The organism is Tepidimonas sediminis (assembly GCF_007556605.1).
Lineage (GTDB): Bacteria > Pseudomonadota > Gammaproteobacteria > Burkholderiales > Burkholderiaceae_C > Tepidimonas > Tepidimonas sediminis.
Genome location: NZ_VJND01000001.1, coordinates 294,313 through 315,607 on the forward strand (window position 1 = coordinate 294,313; position 21,295 = coordinate 315,607).

The window sequence follows — 21,295 nt, forward strand, 5'->3', positions numbered from 1 at the left end:
GGACCGTCAAGCGGGTGCGGACGCGCCGGCGGCGCGCACGAACGCCGGCGGCGGCGGCGCGCCGGGCGACAGGGTCAGCACCTCATAGCCGTCCTCGGTGCACAGCACGGTGTGCTCCCACTGCGCCGACAGCATGCGATCCTTGGTGACGATGGTCCAGCCATCGCCGAGCTCGCGGATCTCGCGCCGGCCCTGGTTGATCATCGGCTCGATCGTGAACGTCATGCCCGGGCGCAACTCCAGACCCGTGCCGGGCTGGCCGTAGTGCAGCACCTGCGGGTCCTCGTGGAACTTGCGCCCGATGCCGTGGCCGCAGAATTCGCGCACCACGCTGTAGCCGGCCGCCTCGGCGAAGCGCTGGATGGCGTGTCCGATGTCGCCCAGCCGTGCCCCCGGGCGCACCAGCTCGATGCCTTTCCACATCGCCTGATAGGTGATCTCGCACAGGCGGCGGGCGTGCGGCGCCACCTCGCCGACCAGGAACATGCGGCTGGTGTCGCCGTGCCAGCCGTCCTTGATGACGGTGACGTCGATGTTGACGATGTCGCCCTTCTTCAGCGGCTTGTCGTTCGGGATGCCGTGGCAGACGACGTGGTTGACCGAGGTGCAGATGCTCTTCGGATAGGGCTGGTAGCCGTTGGGCGCGTAGTTCAGCGGCGCCGGGATGGCGCCCTGGACGTTGACGATGTAGTCGTGCGCCAGGCGATCCAGCTCGTTGGTGGTGACGCCGGGCCGCACGAAGGGGGTCAGGTAGTCGAGCACCTCCGCGGCCAGCCGCCCGGCCACGCGCATGCCCTCGATGCCGGCGGCATCCTTGATCGTGACGGTCATGGGGCGCGATGGTAGCAAAGGCGACGAAACCTGGCCCGTCCGGAGGGGCTCGAACCCCCGACCCACGGCTTAGAAGGCCGTTGCTCTATCCAGCTGAGCTACGGACGGCGGGGGCGTGGCGGCCGCGCGGTGGTCGGAGCGAAAGGATTCGAACCTTCGACCCTCTGCTCCCAAAGCAGATGCGCTACCAGGCTGCGCTACGCTCCGACGTCAGCGGGATTGTACCTGCGCCCGTGCGTCGGCCAGCACCTGCAGCGCGCGGCGCACCGCCGGACGGGCGTCGATGCGCTCGAACCAGGCGCGCACCGCCGGGTAGTCGTCCAGGTCCACGCCCTGGTTGCCCCAGGGCCGCACCCAGGGGAAGGTGGCGACGTCGGCCACGCTGTAGCTGCGCCCGCCGAGCCAGGGGCTCGCCTGCAGGCGCCGCTCCAGCACGCCGTACAGCCGCCGGGCCTCGTTCGTGTAGCGCTCGATGGCGTAGTCGATTTTCTGCGGGGCGTAGAGCCGGAAATGGTGCGCCTGTCCGAGCATCGGGCCGAAGCCGGCCATCTGGAACATCAGCCACTGCAGCACCTCCCAGCGCTGACGCTCGCCTCTGGGCAGCAGCTTGCCGGTCTTGGCCGCCAGGTACAGCAGGATGGCGCCGGATTCGAACAGCGCGATCGGTTTGCCGTCCGGGCCGTGCGGATCGACGATGGCCGGAATCTTGTTGTTGGGGCTGATGCGCAGGAAAGCCGGGGCGAACTGTTCGCCCTTGCCGATGTCGACCGGGTGCACGCGCCAGTCACGCCCCAGGCGCAGGCCGCATTCCTCCAGCGCGATGTGCACCTTGTGGCCGTTGGGCGTGGGCCACGAGTAGACGTCGATCATGGGCGGGCTCCGGGTCGGCTGGCGGGAGGCGGTGCGAGAGGCAGGCGGTGCGCAAACGGACCTTCGGTGCTAGAATAACAGGGTCGCGACCAGATGGGCGGGTACACCTACCGGCCCATTTTTTTTGGTCGCGCCCGAATTGGATCCGATCGAGACGAGCGAAGGACGGCGGCGGCGCGCATGACGATGACGTGGCAGCAGGTGGTGGCCCGCACGGTGAGCGGGCTGGGGTACGAGCTGGTGGACCTGGAGCGCTCCGCCGGCGGGCTGCTGCGCGTGACGATCGACTGGCCGTGGGTGCCGGGACAGGACGAGCGCGCCATCACGGTGGACGACTGTGAGCGCGTGACGCGCCAGCTGCAGGTCGTGCTGGAGGTGGAAGGCGTCGACTACCGGCGGCTGGAAGTCGGCTCGCCCGGCATCGACCGGCCGCTGCGCCAGCCGCATGACTACGAGCGCTTCGAGGGCGAGGTGGTGGAAGTGACGCTGCGCGCGCCGATCGGTGCGGCCGGAGCCGGCGTGGCGGCCCCGGCGCGGCGCCGGTTCCGCGGCGTGCTGCGCCGCGGCGCCGTCGAGGGGGCCTGGCAGCTGGAGCTGCTGCCCGAGGAGCCGCCGGTCCGGTCGGGGGCGCGACGTGCGCCGGCGGCGCGTGCCCGCGCCGCGGCGGCGCAGGACGGCGCGACGGTGCCGGTGCTGGGCTTCACGCTGGAGGAAGTGCGCGAGGCGCGCCTGGCGCCGCTGGTGGATTTCTCGGGGCGCCGTCCGGCTGGCCGCGCCCCGCGGGCATGACGTGACGAACCAACGAGCAGGCAACGAAAGGCCGACTGCGATGAACCGTGAAATGTTGATGTTGATCGATGCCATCTCGCGCGAGAAGAACGTCGAGCCGCGCGTGGTGCTGGGGGCCGTGGAGGCGGCACTGGCGTCGGCGACCAAGAAGCTGCTCGGCGGTGAGGCCGACGTGCGCGTGCAGATCGACCCGGACACCGGCGCGTACGAGACGTTCCGGCGCTGGAAGGTGGTGCCCGACGAGGCCGGCCTGCAGAACCCGGAGGCCGAGGAGCTGTATTCCGACGTCGTCGACGAGTACCCCGGCATCCAGGTGGGTGACTTCATCGAGAAGCCGATCGAGAGCGTGCCGCTGGGCCGCATCGGTGCGCAGACGGCCAAGCAGATCATCCTGCAGAAGATCCGCGACGCCGAGCGCGAGATGCTGCTCAACGATTTCCTGTCGCGTGGCGACCGCATCTTCGTCGGCACCGTCAAGCGCCTGGACAAGGGTGACGTGATTGCCGAGAGCGGTCGCGTGGAGGGGCGTCTGAAGCGCAGCGAGATGATCCCGAAGGAAAATTTCCGCACCGGGGACCGTATCCGCGCGCTCATCGTCGAGGTCGACCCGACGCTGCGTGGCGCGCCGATCCTGCTGTCGCGCGCCAGTCCCGAGTTCATGATCGAGCTGTTCCGCCAGGAGGTGCCGGAGATCGAGCAGGGCCTGCTGGAGATCAAGGCGTGCGCGCGCGACCCCGGCAGCCGCGCCAAGATCGCGGTGCTGTCGCACGACCGCCGCATCGACCCGATCGGCACCTGCATCGGTGTGCGCGGCTCGCGCGTCAACGCCGTCACCAACGAGCTCTCCGGCGAGCGCGTCGACATCGTGCTGTGGAGCGACGATCCGGCGCAGTTCGTCATCGCGGCGCTGGCTCCGGCGGCGGTGCAGTCGATCGTGGTCGACGAGGAGCGCCATGCGATGGACGTGGTGGTCGACGAGGAGAACCTGGCCATCGCGATCGGCCGCGGCGGCCAGAACGTGCGCCTGGCCTCCGAGCTGACCGGCTGGAAGATCAACATCATGACCGCCGAGGAGTCCGCGGCCAAGCAGGCGCAGGAGCGCCAGGCGCTGCGCGAGCTGTTCATGAGCAAGCTCGACGTGGACGAGGAGATCGCCGACATCCTCATCGAGGAGGGCTTCACCAGCCTGGAGGAGGTGGCCTACGTGCCGCTGCAGGAGATGCTGGAGATCGAGGCCTTCGACGAGGACACCGTCAACGAGCTGCGCGCGCGCGCCAAGGACGCGCTGCTGACGATGGAGATCGCCAAGGAGGAAAGCGTCGAGGAGGTCTCGCAGGACCTGCGTTCGCTGGAAGGGTTGACCACCGACCTGATCGCCAAGCTGGCCGAAGCCGGCGTGCACACGCTCGACGACCTGGCCGACCTGTCGGTGGACGAGCTGGTCGAGATCACGGGGCAGGAGCGCGAGGAAGCCACCGCCCTGATCATGAAGGCGCGCGCGCACTGGTTCAGCGGTGAGGACACCGCCAAGCGCAGCTGATGCGGCTGAGCCTGCTGGAGAACGAAGGAACCCTATGTCGAGCAACACCGTCGCCGAATTCGCCGCCGAGCTGAACAAGCCCGTCTCGCTGCTGCTGGAGCAGTTCGCCGCCGCCGGCGTGCGCAAGCAGGCCGGCAGCGACCCCGTCACCGAGGTGGACAAACAGCGCCTGTTGGCCTATCTGAAGGCGGCGCACGGCACGCTCGGGCAGGAGCGGCGCAAGATCACGCTGACCAAGCGGTCGACCACCGAGATCAAGCAGGCCGACGCCACCGGTCGCGCCCGCACGATCCAGGTGGAGGTGCGCAAGAAGCGCACCTTCATCAAGCGCGACGACGAACCGCAGGTGCCGGTGGCGACGCCGGGCGCCGAGGCCGCCGCCCAGCAGGAGCAGGCCGCCGCCGAGGCCGAGGAGGCCGCGCGCGCCGCCGAGCTGGCGCGCCGCGAGGAGGAGGCGCGGCTGCAGGCCGAGCGCCTGCGCCAGGAGGAAGAGGAGCTGGCACGGCGCCGGCGCGAGCGCGAGGAAGCCGAGGCGCGTGCCGCCGAGGAGGCGCGGCTGGCGCGCGAGGCGGCCGAGCGCGCCCGAGCCGAGCGCGAGGCCGCGCGCGCCGCGCAGGACGCAGCCTGCGGTGACGGCGGCCCGGCCGCGGCCGCGCCGGCGGCCTCCGACGCGGCGGCGAGCGCGGCCGAGCAGCGCGCCGCCGCCGAGGCCGCCGAGCGCGAGCGGCTGCAGGCCGAGCGCGCCGCCGAGGAGGCGCGCGCCCGCGAGCTGGAGGAGCGGCGGCGCAAGGCGCTGGCGGAGGCCGAGGCGATCCGCGCGATGATGGCGCAGCCTCGCAAGGTGCTGGTGGCCAAGAAACCCGAGGAGCCCAAGCCCGCGGCGGCGGAAGCCAAGCCGGGCCTCAAGGGCACGCTGCACAAGCCCGCGGGCACGCCGGCGCGCGGCGCCACGCCGGCGCCTGCCCCGGCCAAGAAGGAGATCAAGTCCGAGGCGCTGTCGTCCTCGTGGAAGGACGAGGCCGGCAAGAAGAAGGAGGTCAAGGGGCGCAGCGACGCCGCGGTGCGCAGCAGCGGCAACGCCTGGCGCGCCGGCCCCAAGGGCAAGCCGGGCAAGGGTGGCCGCGACGAACGCGGTGCCGCGGCCCCGGCCACCGAGCAGCGCGTGCTGGAGGTGCACGTGCCCGAGACGATCACCGTCGCGGATCTGGCGCACAAGATGGCGGTCAAGGCCTCGGAGGTCATCAAGGTCCTGATGAAGCTCGGCCAGATGGTGACCATCAACCAGTCGCTGGACCAGGACACGGCGATGATCGTGGTCGAGGAGCTGGGCCACAAGGCGGTGGCCGCGGCGCTGGACGATCCGGAGGCGTTTTCGGAGGAGGAAGCGGGGCTGTATCGAGGCGAGCCCAAGCCCCGTCCGCCGGTGGTCACCGTCATGGGTCACGTCGACCACGGCAAGACCTCGTTGCTGGACTACATCCGCCGCTCCAAGGTGGCCGCGGGCGAGGCCGGCGGCATCACCCAGCACATCGGCGCCTATCACGTCGAGACCCCGCGCGGTGTCATCACCTTCCTCGACACGCCGGGCCACGAGGCGTTCACGGCGATGCGCGCGCGCGGTGCGCAGGCCACCGACATCGTCATCCTGGTGGTGGCCGCCGACGACGGCGTCATGCCGCAGACACGCGAGGCCATCAAGCACGCCAAGGCGGCCGGGGTGCCGATCGTGGTGGCGCTGACCAAAATCGACAAGCCCGACGCCAATCCCGAAAAGGTCAAGCAGGAGCTGGTGGCCGAGGAGGTGGTGCCCGAGGAGTACGGCGGCGATTCGCCCTTCATCGGCGTGTCGTCCAAGACCGGCCAGGGCATCGACGAGCTGCTGGAAAACGTGCTGCTGCAGGCCGAAATCCTGGAGCTGAAGGCGCCGGTGGACGCCAAGGCCAAGGGCCTGGTGATCGAGGCGCGGCTGGACAAGGGCCGCGGTCCGGTGGCCACGGCGCTGGTGCAGTCCGGCACGCTGCGCGTCGGCGACGTGGTGCTGGCCGGCCAGACCTACGGCCGCGTGCGCGCCATGCAGGACGAGAACGGCCGCCAGGTCAAGGAGGCCGGTCCCTCGATCCCGGTGGAGATCCAGGGTCTGGCGGAAGTGCCGCAGGCCGGCGACGAGTTCATGGTGATGGTCGACGAGCGCCGCGCGCGCGAGATCGCCACCTACCGCGCCGGCAAGTATCGCAGCACCAAGCTGGCCAAGCAGCAGGCAGCCAAGCTGGAAAACCTCTTTGCCGAGATGAATGCCGGCGAGGTCAAGACGCTGCCGATCATCATCAAGGCCGACGTGCAGGGTTCGCAGGAGGCGCTGTCGGCGGCCCTGCTGAAGCTTTCCACCGACGAGGTGCGCGTGCAGCTGGTCTACGCCGGGGTCGGTGGCATCAGCGAGTCGGACGTCAACCTGGCCATCGCCTCCAAGGCGATCATCATCGGCTTCAACGTGCGGGCGGACGCCAACGCGCGCAAGGTGGCCGAGGCGGCCGACGTCGAGATCCGCTACTACAACATCATCTACGACGCGGTGGACGACCTCAAGGCCGCGATGGCGGGCCTGCTGGCGCCGGAGAAGCGCGAGGAGGTCATCGGCATGGCCGAGATCCGCAACGTCTTCGTCGCCTCCAAGATCGGCACGGTGGCCGGCTGCATGGTCACGCAGGGCATGGTCACGCGCAGCGCCCACTTCCGCCTCATCCGCGACAACGTGGTCGTCTACACGGGCGAGATCGAGTCGCTCAAGCGCTTCAAGGACGACGTGCGCGAGGTCAAGGAAGGCTTCGAGTGCGGCATCAAGCTCAAGAACTACAGCGACATCAAGGAAGGCGACGTGCTGGAGTTCTTCGAGATCAAGGAAGTGGCGCGTACGCTCTGACGAGGTCAGCACGATGCCCAGCCGCAAGGGACCGCACCGCGGCCACAAGGTGGCCGACCAGATTCAACGCGACTTGAGCGAGCTCATCCCGCGCGAGCTCAAGGATCCGCGCCTCGGGATGGTGACCATCCAGTCGGTGGAGGTCACCCCTGACTACGCGCACGCCCGGGTCTACTTCAGCGTGCTGGTCGGCGATCCGCAGCAGACCGAGGAGGCGTTGAACCAGAGCGCCGGCTTTCTGCGCAACGCACTGTTCAAGCGTCTGCACATCCATACCGTGCCGACGCTGCATTTCATCTACGACCGCTCGATCGAGCGCGCCGCCGACCTCAACGCCCTGATCGCCAAGGCCGTGGCCTCGCGCGGCAAGGACGCGGAGGAGGCATGACCGCGGCCCCCTCGGCACGGGCGCCGCGGCGCCCCGTGCATGGGGTGCTGCTGCTGGACAAGCCGCTGGGCCTGTCGGCCCAGGCGGCGGTGGCGCGCGTCAAGGCACTGCTGGGGGCGGAGAAGGCCGGCCACACCGGCACGCTCGATCCGTTGGCCAGCGGGCTGCTGCCGGTGTGCCTGGGCGCGGCGACCAAGTTCGCCCAGGTGCAGTTGGAGGCTGACAAGGCCTACGACGCGCTGCTGCGCCTGGGGGCGCGCACCACCACCGGCGACGCCGAAGGCGAAGTGATCGCCACCGCCCCGGTGGACGCCGACCGGCTGACCCCGGCGCGGCTGGCCGACCTGGCGTGCCGCTTCACCGGCGTGATCGAGCAGATTCCGCCGATGTACAGCGCCCTGAAAAAGGACGGCAAGGCGCTGTACGAGTACGCGCGCGCCGGGGTCGAGGTCGAGCGCGCGCCGCGGCGCGTGACGATCCACGCACTGCAGCTCGAGCCGGTGCCGCACGACCCCGCCGCGCTGCGGCTGCGCGTGCGCTGCAGCAAGGGCACCTACGTGCGCACGCTGGCCGAAGACCTCGGCGCGGCGCTGGGCTGCGGCGCCCACCTGATCGCGCTGCGGCGCACCGCCACCGGGCCGTTCGAGCTCGCCCAGGCCGTCACGCTGGAGCAATTGCAGCACGCCACGATGGAAGAGCGGCTGCAGCGGCTGCTGCCGCCGGAGGCGCTGCTGCACGGCTGGCCGCAGGTGACCCTGGAGGAGGACGAGGCGGGCCGCTTTCTGGCCGGCCTGCGCCGCCGCGGCCGCTGGCCCGACGCCGAGGCGGTGGCCGTTTTCGGTGCGCGGCCGCGCGCGCTGCTCGGCATCGGCCGCTGCCGTGGCGGCGAGCTGATCCCCGTGCGGCTGCTCGCCCCTGCCGAAATCGCCCAATGGCTGACCCAGACCCACGCATCATGACCCGACCGATCCGCAACATCGCCATCATCGCCCACGTCGACCACGGCAAGACCACGCTCGTGGACCAGCTGCTGCGCCAGAGCGGCACCTTCCGCGAGAACCAGCAGGTCGGCGAGCGGGTGATGGACAGCAACGACCTGGAGCGCGAGCGCGGCATCACGATCCTGGCCAAGAACTGCGCCGTGCGCTGGAAGGACACGCACATCAACATCGTGGACACACCGGGCCACGCCGACTTCGGCGGCGAGGTCGAGCGCGCGCTGTCGATGGTGGACGGCGTGCTGCTGCTGATCGACGCGCAGGAAGGGCCGATGCCGCAGACGCGCTTCGTGACCAGGAAGGCGCTGGCGCTGGGGCTCAAGCCCATCGTCGTCGTCAACAAGGTCGACAAGCCCGGCGCGCGGCCCGACCACGTCATCAACGCCGCCTTCGACCTGTTCGACAAGCTGGGCGCCACCGACGAGCAGCTGGACTTTCCGGTCGTCTACGCCTCGGGCCTCAACGGCTGGGCCTCGCTGACCGAGGGTGAGCCGGGACAACCCTGGGGCACCGACATGGCGCCGCTGTTCGAGACGATCCTCAGACACGTGCCGGCGCACCAGGGCGATGCCGGCGCGCCGCTGCAGCTGCAGATCTCGTCGCTGGACTACTCCAGCTACGTCGGCCGCATCGGCGTGGGCCGCCTCAACGCCGGCACGATCCGGCCCGGCATGGAAGTGCTGGTCTGCGAGGGGCCGGACGGGCCGCGCCGCAAGGGGCGCATCCAGCAGGTGCTCAAGTTCCAGGGGCTGGAGCGCGTGCTGGCCGACAGCGCCGGCCCCGGCGACATCGTGCTGATCAACGGCATCGAGGACATCGGCATCGGCGTGACGGTGTGCGATCCGCTGCAGCCGCGTCCGCTGCCGATGCTGAAGGTGGACGAGCCGACGCTGACGATGAACTTCTGCGTCAACACCTCGCCGCTGGCGGGGCGCGAGGGCAAGTTCGTCACCAGCCGCCAGATCTGGGACCGCCTGCAGCGCGAGCTGCAGAGCAACGTGGCGCTGCGCGTGCGCGAGACGGCCGAGGACGGCGTCTTCGAGGTCAGCGGCCGCGGCGAGCTGCACCTGACCATCCTGCTGGAGAACATGCGCCGCGAGGGCTATGAACTGGCGGTGTCCAAGCCGCGCGTGGTGTTCCAGGAGATCGACGGCGTGCGCCACGAGCCCATCGAGCTGCTGACGGTGGACATCGAGGAGCCGCACCAGGGCGCGGTGATGCAGGCCCTGGGCGAACGCCGCGGCGAACTGGTCAACATGGAGCCGGACGGACGCGGCCGCGTGCGGCTGGAGTACCGCATCCCGGCGCGCGGGCTGATCGGCTTTCAGACCGAGTTCCTGAACCTGACGCGCGGCACCGGCCTGATGTCCAACATCTTCGACGGCTACGAGCCATACAAGGGCGAGATCGCCAGCCGCAAGAACGGCGTGCTGATCAGCCAGGACGATGGCGAGATCGTCACCTACGCGCTGGGCAAGCTCGACGACCGCGGCCGCATGTTCGTCAAGCCCGGCGACCCGGTCTACGAGGGCATGATCATCGGCATCCACAGCCGTGACAACGACCTCGTCGTCAACCCGGTGCGCACCAAGCAGCTGACCAATTTCCGCGCCGCCGGCAAGGACGAGGCGATCCGCCTGACGCCGCCGATCGAGCTGACGCTGGAGTACGCGGTGGAGTTCATCGAGGATGATGAGCTGGTGGAGATCACGCCGAAGAGCATCCGGCTGCGCAAGCGCTTCCTGAAGGAGCACGAGCGCAAGCGCGCCAGCCGGGAAGGGGCATGACGCTGCGCCACGGCCAGGCCGTCGCGCTGATGGTGCTGGCGGCGCTGCTGCTGTATCTGGGCTGGACCCATCGCAAGGAGACACGACCATGACGACCCTGCCTTCCCCGTGGAGTGAACATGTGCTCATTGAGCGCACGCCCAGCGGCGTGGGCCGGCTCACGCTGGCGCGGCCGCGCGCGCTGAATGCGCTGGACCTCGGCATGGTGCGGGCGCTGACCGAGGCGCTGCTGGCGTGGCGCGACGACGACGGCATCGTGGCGGTGGCGATCCGCGGCATGGGCCGCGACGGGCCGTTCGGTGCCTTCTGCGCCGGCGGCGACATCCGCTTCTTCCACCAGGCCGCGCTGGCCGGCGATCCGCGCCTGGAAGATTTCTTCACCGAGGAATACACGCTCAACCACCTCATCTTCACCTATCCGAAGCCGTACGTCGCCTTCATGGACGGGGTCGTGATGGGCGGCGGCATGGGCATCAGCCAGGGCGCTGCGGTGCGCGTCGTCACCGAGCGCACGCGCATGGCGATGCCCGAGACCGCGATCGGCCTGTTCCCCGACGTCGGCGGCGGCTGGTTCCTCGGACGCTGCCCGGGGCACGTCGGCGAGTACCTGGGTCTGACCGGCGTGACGGTCGGCGCCGGAGAGGCGCTCGCCTGGGGACTGGCGGACGTGGCCGCCCCGGCCGACGACCTGCCACGCGCCTGGGAGGCGCTGGGAACGCTGGCGGCACCCGACCCGCAGGCATGGCTGGCCGCCTGGCAGGGCTGGGTCGATGCGCAGCCGGACTGGCGGCGGGCCGGCGCCCGCACCGTGGCGCCGCTGGCCCCGGAGGTGGAGCAGGCATTCGGCGCCGGGACGGTGACGGCAGTCGCGGCAGGGCTGCAGGCCGCCGGCACCGAGGCGGCGGCGCAGGCGCTGGCCACGCTGCGCCAGCGCAGCCCGCTGATGCTGCACGTGGTGCGCGAGCAGATCCGCCGCGCCCGCGCCATGACACTGGCCGACGCGCTGCGGCTGGAGCGCGACCTCGTGCGCCACTGCTTCCATCCGCGCCACCTGGGCCGCAGTCCGGCGCAGAGCGAGACGGTGGAGGGCATCCGCGCGCTGGCGGTCGACAAGGGTCACCAGCCGCGCTGGAACCCGGCCCGTCTGGAGGATGTCACCCCGGAGATGGTGACGCCATTCTTCGCGAGCCCATGGCCGGCGCACGCGCATCCGCTGCGTGGGCTGGCCTGACGCGCGACGGCGGCGCGGCGGTCAACGCGTGGCGTGCTTGAGCGCCCGCTCGACCTCGCGCTTGCCCTCGCGCTCCTTGATGGTCGCGCGCTTGTCGTGCTGGGCCTTGCCGCGCGCCAGGGCGATCTCGCACTTCACGCGTCCGTTCTTCCAGTGCAGGTTCAGCGGCACGAGGGTGTAGCCCTTTTGTTCCACCTTGCCGATCAGGCGGCGGATCTCGGCCTTGTGCATCAGCAGCTTGCGCGTGCGCGCGCTGTCGGCCCGGACGTGCGTCGAGGCGGTGCGCAGCGGATGGATCAGGCAGCCGATCAGGAACAGCTCGCCGTCGCGCACCACGACGTAGCCTTCGGTGATCTGCGCCTTGCCATCGCGGATGGCCTTGACCTCCCATCCCTGCAGCACGACGCCCGCCTCGAAGCGCTCCTCGATGTGGTAGTTGAAATGCGCCTTCTTGTTGTCGGCGATCAGGGCCGGCAGGGGCTTGCGTTTCGGGGCGTTCATGGGGGCCTACAATCGGGCAAAGCCCTTCATTCTATGAAACCGAAGACGGTCCGCAAATCGGTGCTCGTCTGGCACGCCGCGCAGGAGATGTTCGCGCTGGTGGCCGACGTGGAGCGCTACCCGGCGTTCCTGCCGTGGTGCGAATACGGGCGTGTGCTGCAGCGCACCCCCGACGGCATGGTGGCCTCCATCGGCATGGCCTTCGGTGGCGTGCACAAGAGCTTCACGACCCGCAACGTGCACGAGGAGGGGCGGCGCATTCACATCGAACTGGTGGATGGGCCGTTCTCGCAGCTGCAGGGCGACTGGACCTTCACGCCGCTGGGCGAGGGCGACCAGCGCGCCTGCCGCATCGATTTCGTGATGACCTATGGTTTCGCCAGCAGCGTGCTGGCCGCGCTGGTCGGGCCGGTGTTCGACCGCATCGCCGACACGCTGGTCGACGCTTTCGTCAAGCGGGCCGACCAGGTCTATGGCGCGGGTTAGGGCGGCGATGCGGGTGGAACTGGTCTGGGCCGAGGCGCCGCGCCGCGTGCGCGAGTGCACGCTGGAGCTGCCCGACGGGGCCTCGGTGGCGCGTGCGCTGGCCGCCAGCGGCTGGGACGTGGCCGAGGCGCTGGCGGCCGGGGCGCTGGCCGCCAGCGTGTGGGGGCGGCGCGTGGCGATGGAGACCGCCCTGCGCGACGGTGACCGGCTCGAGCTGACGCGGCCGCTGCGCGTCGATCCCAAGGTGGCGCGGCGCGAGCGCTTCCAGCGGCAGGGGGCGCGGGCGCCGGGCCTGTTCGCGCGCCGCCGCTGACGAGGCTGCGCCGCGGATGTGCCGCACGGCGCGCCGCTGGCCGGTGGCGACCCGCCGCGTACAATAGACCTTTTGGAGCCATCCCCATGCGCCTGCTCGGAAAAGCCCTGACGTTCGACGACGTCCTGCTCGTTCCCGCCTATTCCCAGGTTCTGCCCAAGGACACCTCGCTGCGGACACGCCTGACCCGCGACATCGAGTTGAACCTGCCGCTGGTGTCGGCCGCCATGGACACCGTCACCGAGGCGCGGCTGGCGATCGCCATCGCGCAGGAGGGCGGCATCGGCATCATCCACAAGAACCTGTCGGTGCAGGAGCAGGCGGCGCAGGTGGCCAAGGTCAAGCGCTACGAGTCCGGCGTGCTGCGCGACCCGGTCGTCATCAGCCCCGACACCACGGTGCGCCAGGTCGTCAAGCTGTCGGACGAGCTGGGCGTGTCGGGCTTCCCGGTGGTGGAGGGCGGCAAGGTGGTCGGCATCGTCACCGGGCGTGACCTGCGCTTCGAGACGCGCATGGACGCGCCGGTGCGCGAGATCATGACGCCGCGCGAGCGCCTGGTCACCGTGCCGGAAGGCACCACGCCCGAGGCCGCCAAGGCGCTGCTGAACAAGCACAAGCTGGAGCGGCTGCTCGTCGTCAACGACGCCTTCGAACTGAAGGGCCTGATCACCGTCAAGGACATCACCAAGCAGCTCAATTTCCCCAACGCCGCGCGCGACGACAACGGCCGCCTGCGCGTCGGGGCGGCGGTCGGCGTGGGCCCCGGCACCGACGAGCGCGTCGAGGCGCTGGTCAAGGCCGGCGTGGACGTGATCGTCGTCGACACCGCCCACGGCCACAGCAAGGGCGTGCTGGACCGCGTGCGCTGGGTCAAGCGCAACTTCCCGCAGGTGCAGGTGGTCGGCGGCAACATCGCCACCGGCGAGGCCGCGCGCGCGCTCGTGGAGGCCGGGGCGGACGCGGTCAAGGTCGGCATCGGGCCGGGCTCGATCTGCACCACGCGCATCGTGGCCGGCGTCGGTGTGCCGCAGATCACCGCCATCGACAACGTGGCGCAGGCGCTCAAGGGCAGCGGCGTGCCGCTGATCGCCGACGGCGGCATCCGCTACAGCGGCGACATCGCCAAGGCGCTGGCCGCCGGCGCGCACAGCGTGATGATGGGCGGCATGTTCGCCGGCACCGAGGAGGCGCCCGGCGAGGTGATCCTGTACCAGGGGCGCAGCTACAAGAGCTACCGCGGCATGGGCTCCATCGGCGCGATGAAGGCCGGCAGCGCCGACCGCTACTTCCAGGAAAACGACGAGGCCGCCAACCCCAACGCCGACAAGCTGGTGCCGGAGGGCATCGAAGGGCGCGTGCCGTACAAGGGCTCGGTGGTGGCGATCATCTTCCAGATGGCCGGCGGCATCCGCGCGGCGCTGGGCTACTGCGGCTGCGCCAGCATCGAGGAGCTGCACGAGAAGGCCGCCTTCGTCGAGATCACCGCCGCCGGCATCCGCGAAAGCCACGTGCACGACGTGCAGATCACCAAGGAAGCGCCGAACTACCGGCTGGATTGATCGGGCCGCCCGCCTGTCGCGCGATCCATGTGCGGCGTTTCGGTCTTACGATTCAGACTCGCGACGAACAGGGGTTGTGGCCATGCAGACCGTTTCCGTACACGAGGCCAGAGAGCGGCTCTCGGCGTTGTTGCAGGCTGTCGAGGCGGGCGAGGAGATCGTGATCACGCGCCGAGGGCACCGGGTGGCCCGTCTGGTACGCGATCCCTCCTGCTCCGAGGGTAGCGAGGCCGGCACTCGCGACCTCCTGCGGCGACGGGCCCTGGATCGGCTGCGTGCCTACCGGCGGCTGGCGGCGGGTGCCCCGGCCATCCAGGGGGTGACGGATTGGAAAACCCTGCGCGACGAGGGACGGACTTAGTGACGGCGGTCCCGGTGGTCGTCGATGCGTCGGTTGCGGCAGCGTGGTTGTTGCCGGACGAATGCAGCGAGACGGCGGAGGATTGGTTCGCCCAGGCCTGTGCCGACGAAGGGCGTTTCTGGGCACCAGCCTTGTGGTGCTGGGAGGTCGGCAACTTGCTGCTGATGGCCGCCCGGCGCGGGCGCATTGCCCCCGGGGCTGTGGAGGCCGGCTTGGATCTGCTGCTGTCCACGCGTGTCGCGATCGAAGATGCGCCGACGCCCGAGCAACGACGGGAAACGCTGCGGCTCGCGCGAGAAAGCGGCTTGACGTTCTACGACGCGGCCTACCTCGAACTCGCGAAGCGCCGCAGTGCGCAGCTCGCCTCCCGCGACCGGCAGCTCATCGCCGCGGCGCGCGCCCGTGGCGTGGAATGCCTTGAACTTTGACCTCACGATGAACCACGACAAAATCCTCATCCTCGACTTCGGCTCGCAGGTCACGCAGCTGATCGCGCGGCGCGTGCGCGAGGCGCACGTCTACTGCGAGGTGCACCCCTGCGACGTCAGCAGCGAGTGGGTGCGGCAGTACGCCGCCGACGGGCGGCTCAAGGGCATCATCCTGTCGGGCAGCCACGCCAGCGTCTACGAGGTGGACGACCGCGCGCCCGATGCGGTGTTCGAGCTGGGCGTGCCGGTGCTGGGCATCTGCTACGGCATGCAGACGATGGCGCAGCAGCTCGGCGGGCGCGTGGAGGGTTCACCGGTGCGCGAGTTCGGCTATGCCGAGGTGCGCGCGCGCGGCCACACGGCGCTGCTGAAGGACATCGCCGACTTCCACACGCCCGAAGGGCACGGGATGCTGAAGGTGTGGATGAGCCACGGCGACAAGGTGGTGGAGCTGCCGCCCGGCTTCAAGCTGATGGCCAGCACCGACTCGTGCCCGATCGCCGGCATGGCCGACGAGACGCGGCGCTTCTACGGCGTGCAGTTCCACCCGGAGGTGACGCACACCGTGCAGGGCCGCGCGATTCTCGAGCGCTTCGTGCTGGAGATCTGCGGCGCCAGGCCCGACTGGATCATGCGCGACCACATCGAGGAGGCGGTGGCGGCCATCCGCGCCCAGGTCGGCGACGAGGAGGTGCTGCTGGGCCTCTCGGGCGGGGTCGATTCGTCGGTGGCCGCCGCGCTCATCCACCGCGCCATCGGCGACCAGCTCACCTGCGTGTTCGTCGACCACGGCCTGCTGCGCCTGCACGAGGGCGACATGGTGATGGACATGTTCGCCGGCAAGCTGCACGCGCGGGTGATCCGGGTGGACGCGAGCGAGCTGTTCCTGCGCGAGCTGGCCGGCGTGACCGACCCCGAACAGAAGCGCAAGATCATCGGCCGGCTGTTCGTCGACGTCTTCAAGGCCGAGGCCGAAAAGCTCAAGGCCGCGCGCCCCGGCTCCAAGGGCATCCAGTGGCTGGCCCAGGGCACCATCTACCCGGACGTGATCGAGTCGGGTGGGGCCAAGAGCAAGAAGGCCGTCACGATCAAGAGCCACCACAACGTCGGCGGCCTGCCCGAGCAGCTGGGCTTGAAGCTGCTGGAGCCGCTGCGCGACCTCTTCAAGGACGAGGTGCGCGAGCTCGGCGTGGCGCTGGGCCTGCCGCACGACATGGTCTACCGCCACCCGTTCCCCGGGCCGGGCCTGGGCGTGCGCATCCTCGGCGAGGTGAAGAAGGAATACGCCGACCTGCTGCGGCGGGCCGATGCCATCTTCATCGAGGAGCTGCGCTCCACCATCGAGCCGAACTCGGGCAAAAGCTGGTACGACCTCGTCAGCCAGGCGTTCGCGGTGTTCCTGCCGGTCAAGAGCGTGGGCGTGATGGGTGACGGTCGCACCTATGACTACGTGGTCGCGCTGCGCGCGGTGCAGACCAGCGACTTCATGACCGCGGACTGGGCCGAGCTGCCCTATGGCCTGCTCAAGCGCGTCTCCAGCCGCATCATCAACGAGGTGCGCGGCATCAACCGCGTCACCTACGACGTCAGCTCCAAGCCGCCGGCGACGATCGAGTGGGAGTGAACGGATACGCGCCCGCCATGGAGCCGACGTCGACCATCCCGGACGACGCGCGCTGGATGGCCGAGGCGCTGGCGCTGGCGCGGCAGGCCGCCGATGCCGGCGAGGTGCCGGTGGGGGCGGTGGTGGTGCACGCCGGGCGCATCGTCGGCCGTGGGCACAACCAGCCGGTGGGCAGCGGCGATCCCACGGCGCACGCCGAGATCGTCGCGCTGCGCGAGGCGGCGCGCGCGTTGGGCAACTACCGACTGGACGGTTGCACGCTGTACGTGACGTTGGAGCCGTGCGCGATGTGCGCGCAGGCGGCGCTGCACGCACGGCTGGCGCGGGTGGTCTACGGGGCGGCGGAGCCGCGCAGCGGCGCGGCCGGATCGGTGCTGGACCTGTTCGCGTTGCCAGCGCTCAACGCCCACACGCAGGTGCTCGGCGGGGTGCTGGCCGATCAGGCGGCAGCCCTGTTGCAGTCCTTCTTTCGCCAGCGCCGCGCGCAGCAGCGCGCGCAGGCGGTGCCGCTGCGTGACGACGCGCTGCGCACGCCCGAGGATGCGTTCGACGCCGCCTGGGCCATGGCGGCGTCGGCCGGGCTGCGGCGTGAGGAGGTCTCGCATCACTGGCAACGCGAGGCGGCGGCACTGGAAGGCCTGCGCCTGCACGCGCTGGATGTCGGCGACGGTGCGGCCGCGGAGGTCGAACTCTGCCTGCACGGGCCGGACGGCTGGTGGCCGCAGTGGCTGCCGTGGCTGGCGGGGCGGGGCGGGGCAGGCGGCCGCTGCCTGGTGCCGGACCTGATCGGCTTCGGCCAGAGCGACAAGCCGAAGAAGGAGCGCTGGCACACCCCTGCGCGGCACGCCGCGGTGCTGACCGGCTGGCTGGAGGCGCTGCAGGTGCCGGCGGTGCGTCTGTGGCTGGCGCCGGGGGCCGAGGCGCTGCTGCCGGCGCTGCGGGCGGCGCTCGGCCCGCGGCTGTTGCGGGCGATCCCGGTGGACGCCTCGCGGCTGCTTGCGCCCGGCCCGTGGCAGCAGGCGCCGTACCCGGATCGTGGCCACCGGGCGGGGGCGCGCGCCTGGGCCGCGTGGTGGCCTGCCCCGGCGGTCGACCCGGTCCGATAATGCCGCCATGGCCCTGATCTACGTCTATTCCCCGAGCGGCGCCGTGCGTGACCGCGCCGGTCTGCGCCGCGCGGTTCGACGCCTGCAGTCCGCCGGCCACGAGGTCGTGCTGGACGAAGCGACACTGGCGCGGCATCAGCGCTTCGCCGGCGATGACGAGACGCGGCTGCAGGCGATCGCGCGCGCGGCGGCCAGCGGCGCCGACGTGGCGCTGACCACGCGCGGGGGGTATGGTCTGACCCGCCTGCTGCCGCGGCTGCCTTACGACGCCATCGACGCCGCGGCGCGGCGCGGCATGGCGTGGATGGGTTTGAGTGACTTCACCGCGCTGCAGCTGGCGGCGCTGGCGCAGCGCGGCACGCCGACCTGGGCCGGCCCGGCCCTGCTGGAGGATTGGGCCGGCGAGACGGTGGATGAGATCACCATGGCGTGCTTCGACGACCTCGTGCACGGAGTGGGGGAGGGCGCCGGCTGGCGGCTGCCGCCAGCTGACCTGCGCGCGCACCCCGATCTGCAGCGGGGCTGGCGGCTGGAGGGCGCGACGCTGTGGGGCGGCAACCTGTCGATCGTGGCCAACCTGGTCGGCACGCCGTACCTGCCGGCGGTGGACGGCGGCGTGCTGTTCCTGGAGGACGTCGGCGAGCACCCCTATCGCATCGAGCGGCTGCTGACGCAGCTGCTGCTGGCCGGTGTGCTGCCGCGGCAGCGTGCCGTGTTGCTGGGAGCCTTCAACCGTTACACGCTGACGCCGCACGACCGCGGTTTCCGCATGCAGACGGTCGTGCAGTGGCTGCGCGCGCAGCTGCCCGGCATGCCGGTGCTGACCGGCCTGCCGTTCGGGCACGTGCCGACCAAGGTCGTGCTGCCGGTCGGGCGGCCGGTCGAGCTGGTGGTCGAGGGGCGCGAGGCAGTGCTGTTCTGGGGCTGAGCGGCGCGCAGGCCGCTCGCATCCTCAGCCCGCCGTCGCGGCCGCGGGTGCCGACGCCTCGGCCACGCGGCGCGCGATGTGCGCCAGTGCTTCGTCGACCTGATCGATCAGGATCAGCGCCAGATCGCCCGGTTGCAGCCGCTGCAGCGCCGTGTCGATGGCAGCGAATTCGCCCCGGATGGCGACGTGCCAGCGGGTGCGCGGTGCGCCCTGCAGCCCCTGCTGCAGCAGCGCGAGGGTTTCGCCGTCGGCACGCCCCCGCTGGCAGGCGTCCTCGTACAGCACCGCCTCGTCGAACACCTGGCCGAGCAGGCGCGTCTGCTCGACGATGTCCTGGTCGCGCCGGTCGCCGGCGGCGCTGATGACGACGATGCGCTTGGCCGCAGGCATCGCCTCCACCGTGCGGCACAGCGCGGCGATCGCATCCGGGTTGTGGCCGTAGTCGGCAATGACGGTGGCGCCACGGTAGTCGAAGCGGTTGAAGCGGCCGGGCACCGCCTGCACGGTGGCCTCGAAGCTGGCCAGCCCGCGCGCGATGGCCTCCCAACTGGCGCCGGCGGCCCAGGCGGCGGCCACCGCGGCCATCGCGTTGTCGACCTGGAACGGGATGCGGCCGCCGTTGGTCAGCGGGATATCGGCCAGCGGCAGGCGCACCTGCCATCCCCCCTCCGCGGCGACGAGGGCACCCTGGTCGACGAACACGACGCGCTTGCCCAGCGCCCGATGCGTGGCCACGACCGGATGGCGCGCGTCCGGGCCGAAATAGATCACCTGGCCGGGGCAGGCCGGCGCCATCGCCACGCAGTGCGGATCGGCGGCGTTGAGCACCGCGTAGCCGTGCGGGGCGACGTTCTGCACGATGACGCGCTTGAGCACCGCCACATCCTCGGTGGTGGTGATGTAGTTCAGGCCGAGGTGGTCGCCGGTGCCGATGTTGGTCACCACCGCCACCAGGCAGCGGTCGAACGCCAGCCCCTCGCGCAGCATCCCGCCGCGTGCGGTTTCCAGCACCGCGGCGTCGACATCCGGGTGCGCCAGCAGGCGGCGCGCGCTCTTCGGGCCGGAGCAGTCGCCGCGGTCGATCACGCGGCCCTGCACGTACACCCCGTTGGTGTCGGTGAAGCCGACGCGCCAGCCGTGCGCGGCCAGCAGATGGGCGGTCAGCCGCACCGTGGTGGTCTTGCCGTTGGTGCCGGTGACCGCGACCAGCGGGATGCGTCCATCCTCGCCGGGCGGGAACATGTGGTCGACGATGGCCTGACCGACGTCGCGCCCCTTGCCGTAGGAAGGGCTCAGGTGCATGCGCAGGCCCGGGGCGGCGTTGACCTCGACGATGCCGCCCTGCTGCTCCTCCAGCGGATGCACGATGCTCTGGCAGACGACGTCGACGCCGCAGACGTCCAGCCCCACGGTCATCGCCGCCAGCACCGCGCGCTGCGCCACCAGCGGATGCACCTCGTCGGTGACGTCGGTGGCGCTGCCGCCGGTGGACAGGTTGGCGTTGTTGCGCAGCACCACGCGCTGGCCCAGCGCGGGCACGCTGTCGGGGGTGAGGCCCTGTTGCGCCAGTCGCTCCTGCGCGATGGCGTCGAGCCGGATGCGCGTCAGCGGCGTGGCGTGGCCGTCGCCGCGGCGCGGATCGGCGTTGACGCGCTCGACCAGCTCGCGCACGGTGTGCACCCCGTCACCGATGACCAGCGGCGGATCGCGCCGCGCCGCCGCCACCAGCCGGTTGCCGACCACCAGCAGGCGAAAGTCGATGCCGGGCAGGTAGCGTTCCACCATCACCTCGCTGCCGTGGCGGCTGGCGGTCTCGTAGGCGGCCAGTACCTGCTCGCGCTCGCGCACGTTGACGGTGACGCCCTTGCCCTGGTTGCCGTCGCGCGGCTTGACGACCACCGCGCCGCCCAGCTCCTGCGCGGCGCGCCAGGCGTCCTCGGCGTCGCGCACCGGGCGGCCCAGCGGCACCGGCACGCCCACGGCGTGCAGCAGCTTCTTCGTCAGTTCCTTGTCCTGGGCGATCGACTCGGCGATGGCGCTCGTGCTGTCACACTCGGCGGCCTGGATGCGCCGCTGCTTCGACCCCCAGCCGAGCTGCACCAGGCTGCCGCTGGTCAGCCGCCGGTACGGGATGCCGCGGCGCACGGCCGCCTCCACGATCGAGCCGGTGGACGGCCCCAGGCGCAGGTCCTCGTCCAGCTCCTTGAGCCGGGCGACGACCGCGCCGACGTCGAACGGTGTCCCGTCACGCGCCGCCTGCAGGAGCTCCAGCGCGGCGTCGAACGCGGCGCGACCGACCTCCTCGACGCTGTACTCCACCACCACCTGATAGATGCCGGGCTCGGGCGCGGCGATGGTGCGCGAGAAGCTCACCGGGCAGCCGGCCTCGGTCTGCAACGCCAGCGCGGCCAGCTCCAGCGCATGCGCCATGGTGATCACGCCCTCGGCGGTCGGCTCCGGCAGCGCTCCCAGGGCCGGAAAGCGTTCGCGCAGCCGGGCGTCGAAGCCTTCCAGGCGGCCCAGGTCGCACTCCTCGGGCGTGCAGCTGACGGTGGCCTCGATGGCGGTGTGGCGGCTCCACAGATTGGGGCCGCGCAGGGCCCGCAGGCGGTTGACCTTCATGGTGGGAGATCCGGCA

The 21,295-nt window shown here is 71.0% G+C and carries 19 protein-coding genes and 2 tRNA genes; 15 read left to right on the plus strand and 6 right to left on the minus strand.

What is annotated here, in order from left to right:
• Positions 1-6 precede the first annotated feature (6 nt).
• From map to Tsedi_RS01390, 4 genes are all read right to left on the minus strand, one after another.
• A complete protein-coding gene (gene map, locus Tsedi_RS01375; RefSeq protein ID WP_143892830.1) occupies positions 7-831 on the minus strand; it encodes a type I methionyl aminopeptidase in 825 nt (274 codons plus the stop codon).
• A 31-nt stretch (positions 832-862) separates the two neighbouring features.
• Positions 863-939: transfer RNA gene (locus Tsedi_RS01380), tRNA-Arg, on the minus strand.
• A 22-nt stretch (positions 940-961) separates the two neighbouring features.
• Positions 962-1,038: transfer RNA gene (locus Tsedi_RS01385), tRNA-Pro, on the minus strand.
• A 3-nt stretch (positions 1,039-1,041) separates the two neighbouring features.
• Complete coding sequence (locus tag Tsedi_RS01390) at positions 1,042-1,701, minus strand: glutathione S-transferase N-terminal domain-containing protein (protein ID WP_143892832.1); 660 nt, start codon at positions 1,699-1,701, stop codon at positions 1,042-1,044.
• A gap of 186 nt (positions 1,702-1,887) precedes the next feature.
• On the opposite strand from Tsedi_RS01390, the gene rimP reads away from it, so the two are divergent.
• From rimP to Tsedi_RS01425, 7 genes are all read left to right on the plus strand, one after another.
• Complete coding sequence (gene rimP / locus Tsedi_RS01395; protein WP_143893058.1) at positions 1,888-2,490, plus strand: ribosome maturation factor RimP; 603 nt, start codon at positions 1,888-1,890, stop codon at positions 2,488-2,490.
• Between the two features lie 40 nt (positions 2,491-2,530).
• Positions 2,531-4,030: a transcription termination factor NusA gene (gene nusA / locus Tsedi_RS01400; protein WP_143892834.1), complete on the plus strand. Its 1,500-nt coding sequence runs from the start codon at positions 2,531-2,533 to the stop codon at positions 4,028-4,030.
• 34 nt (positions 4,031-4,064) lie between these two features.
• Positions 4,065-6,947, plus strand: coding sequence for a translation initiation factor IF-2 (infB, locus tag Tsedi_RS01405; protein ID WP_143892836.1), 2,883 nt, complete (start codon positions 4,065-4,067; stop codon positions 6,945-6,947).
• Between the two features lie 13 nt (positions 6,948-6,960).
• Positions 6,961-7,335 carry a 30S ribosome-binding factor RbfA gene (gene rbfA / locus Tsedi_RS01410; RefSeq protein WP_143892838.1) on the plus strand — a complete coding sequence of 125 codons (375 nt, stop codon included), beginning with the start codon at positions 6,961-6,963 and terminating at the stop codon, positions 7,333-7,335.
• Entirely contained in the window at positions 7,332-8,294 is a 963-nt protein-coding gene (gene truB, locus Tsedi_RS01415; RefSeq protein ID WP_143892840.1) for a tRNA pseudouridine(55) synthase TruB, read from the plus strand. The genes rbfA and truB overlap by 4 nt, the downstream gene beginning before the upstream one ends.
• Entirely contained in the window at positions 8,291-10,120 is a 1,830-nt protein-coding gene (gene typA / locus Tsedi_RS01420) for a translational GTPase TypA (protein WP_143892842.1), read from the plus strand. The genes truB and typA overlap by 4 nt, the downstream gene beginning before the upstream one ends.
• A gap of 88 nt (positions 10,121-10,208) precedes the next feature.
• Positions 10,209-11,351, plus strand: a complete 1,143-nt coding sequence (locus Tsedi_RS01425) for an enoyl-CoA hydratase/isomerase family protein (RefSeq protein ID WP_143892844.1) — start codon at positions 10,209-10,211, stop codon at positions 11,349-11,351.
• A 21-nt stretch (positions 11,352-11,372) separates the two neighbouring features.
• Here the strand turns inward: Tsedi_RS01425 and smpB are convergent, their stop codons facing one another.
• Complete coding sequence (gene smpB / locus Tsedi_RS01430; RefSeq protein ID WP_143892846.1) at positions 11,373-11,852, minus strand: SsrA-binding protein SmpB; 480 nt, start codon at positions 11,850-11,852, stop codon at positions 11,373-11,375.
• A 33-nt stretch (positions 11,853-11,885) separates the two neighbouring features.
• Here smpB and Tsedi_RS01435 point away from each other — a divergent pair, with 33 nt between their 5' ends.
• The 8 genes from Tsedi_RS01435 (at position 11,886) to Tsedi_RS01470 (ending at position 18,657) form a co-directional block, all read left to right on the plus strand.
• Positions 11,886-12,338 (plus strand): type II toxin-antitoxin system RatA family toxin, encoded by a 453-nt coding sequence (locus tag Tsedi_RS01435; protein WP_143892848.1) that lies wholly within the window; start codon positions 11,886-11,888, stop codon positions 12,336-12,338.
• A gap of 7 nt (positions 12,339-12,345) precedes the next feature.
• Positions 12,346-12,651, plus strand: a complete 306-nt coding sequence (locus tag Tsedi_RS01440; RefSeq protein ID WP_246099134.1) for an RnfH family protein — start codon at positions 12,346-12,348, stop codon at positions 12,649-12,651.
• 86 nt (positions 12,652-12,737) lie between these two features.
• The gene (gene guaB / locus Tsedi_RS01445) at positions 12,738-14,210 is read left to right on the plus strand and encodes an IMP dehydrogenase (RefSeq protein WP_143892852.1); all 1,473 of its coding nucleotides are present in this window, start codon (positions 12,738-12,740) and stop codon (positions 14,208-14,210) included.
• Between the two features lie 82 nt (positions 14,211-14,292).
• A complete protein-coding gene (locus Tsedi_RS01450) occupies positions 14,293-14,571 on the plus strand; it encodes a type II toxin-antitoxin system Phd/YefM family antitoxin (protein ID WP_143892854.1) in 279 nt (92 codons plus the stop codon).
• Positions 14,571-14,999, plus strand: a complete 429-nt coding sequence (locus Tsedi_RS01455; protein ID WP_185970538.1) for a type II toxin-antitoxin system VapC family toxin — start codon at positions 14,571-14,573, stop codon at positions 14,997-14,999. Before Tsedi_RS01450 ends, Tsedi_RS01455 begins: the two co-directional genes overlap by 1 nt.
• A 7-nt stretch (positions 15,000-15,006) precedes the next feature.
• A complete protein-coding gene (guaA, locus tag Tsedi_RS01460) occupies positions 15,007-16,623 on the plus strand; it encodes a glutamine-hydrolyzing GMP synthase (protein ID WP_143892856.1) in 1,617 nt (538 codons plus the stop codon).
• 17 nt (positions 16,624-16,640) lie between these two features.
• Complete coding sequence (gene tadA / locus Tsedi_RS01465) at positions 16,641-17,729, plus strand: tRNA adenosine(34) deaminase TadA (RefSeq protein WP_185970539.1); 1,089 nt, start codon at positions 16,641-16,643, stop codon at positions 17,727-17,729.
• Positions 17,730-17,736: 7 nt separating this feature from the next.
• Positions 17,737-18,657: an LD-carboxypeptidase gene (locus Tsedi_RS01470; RefSeq protein WP_143892857.1), complete on the plus strand. Its 921-nt coding sequence runs from the start codon at positions 17,737-17,739 to the stop codon at positions 18,655-18,657.
• A 24-nt stretch (positions 18,658-18,681) separates the two neighbouring features.
• On the opposite strand, the gene cphA is transcribed toward Tsedi_RS01470, so the two are convergent.
• The gene (gene cphA, locus Tsedi_RS01475) at positions 18,682-21,279 is read right to left on the minus strand and encodes a cyanophycin synthetase (RefSeq protein WP_143892858.1); all 2,598 of its coding nucleotides are present in this window, start codon (positions 21,277-21,279) and stop codon (positions 18,682-18,684) included.
• Positions 21,280-21,295: the final 16 nt, after the last annotated feature.

Excerpts from the sequence above, each read along its gene's own strand:
- smpB (WP_143892846.1), bottom strand. The coding sequence starts at position 11,852 with ATGAACGCCCCGAAACGCAAGCCCCTGCCGGCCCTGATCGCCGACAAC.
- Tsedi_RS01440 (WP_246099134.1), top strand. The coding sequence starts at position 12,346 with ATGCGGGTGGAACTGGTCTGGGCCGAGGCGCCGCGCCGCGTGCGCGAG.
- nusA (WP_143892834.1), top strand. The coding sequence starts at position 2,531 with ATGAACCGTGAAATGTTGATGTTGATCGATGCCATCTCGCGCGAGAAG.
- typA (WP_143892842.1), top strand. The coding sequence starts at position 8,291 with ATGACCCGACCGATCCGCAACATCGCCATCATCGCCCACGTCGACCAC.
- Tsedi_RS01390 (WP_143892832.1), bottom strand. The coding sequence starts at position 1,701 with ATGATCGACGTCTACTCGTGGCCCACGCCCAACGGCCACAAGGTGCAC.
- map (WP_143892830.1), bottom strand. The coding sequence starts at position 831 with ATGACCGTCACGATCAAGGATGCCGCCGGCATCGAGGGCATGCGCGTG.
- Tsedi_RS01470 (WP_143892857.1), top strand. The coding sequence starts at position 17,737 with ATGGCCCTGATCTACGTCTATTCCCCGAGCGGCGCCGTGCGTGACCGC.
- Tsedi_RS01450 (WP_143892854.1), top strand. The coding sequence starts at position 14,293 with ATGCAGACCGTTTCCGTACACGAGGCCAGAGAGCGGCTCTCGGCGTTG.
- rbfA (WP_143892838.1), top strand. The coding sequence starts at position 6,961 with ATGCCCAGCCGCAAGGGACCGCACCGCGGCCACAAGGTGGCCGACCAG.
- guaB (WP_143892852.1), top strand. The coding sequence starts at position 12,738 with ATGCGCCTGCTCGGAAAAGCCCTGACGTTCGACGACGTCCTGCTCGTT.
- Tsedi_RS01425 (WP_143892844.1), top strand. The coding sequence starts at position 10,209 with ATGACGACCCTGCCTTCCCCGTGGAGTGAACATGTGCTCATTGAGCGC.
- guaA (WP_143892856.1), top strand. The coding sequence starts at position 15,007 with ATGAACCACGACAAAATCCTCATCCTCGACTTCGGCTCGCAGGTCACG.
- infB (WP_143892836.1), top strand. The coding sequence starts at position 4,065 with ATGTCGAGCAACACCGTCGCCGAATTCGCCGCCGAGCTGAACAAGCCC.
- truB (WP_143892840.1), top strand. The coding sequence starts at position 7,332 with ATGACCGCGGCCCCCTCGGCACGGGCGCCGCGGCGCCCCGTGCATGGG.
- Tsedi_RS01435 (WP_143892848.1), top strand. The coding sequence starts at position 11,886 with ATGAAACCGAAGACGGTCCGCAAATCGGTGCTCGTCTGGCACGCCGCG.
- rimP (WP_143893058.1), top strand. The coding sequence starts at position 1,888 with ATGACGTGGCAGCAGGTGGTGGCCCGCACGGTGAGCGGGCTGGGGTAC.
- cphA (WP_143892858.1), bottom strand. The coding sequence starts at position 21,279 with ATGAAGGTCAACCGCCTGCGGGCCCTGCGCGGCCCCAATCTGTGGAGC.
- tadA (WP_185970539.1), top strand. The coding sequence starts at position 16,641 with ATGGAGCCGACGTCGACCATCCCGGACGACGCGCGCTGGATGGCCGAG.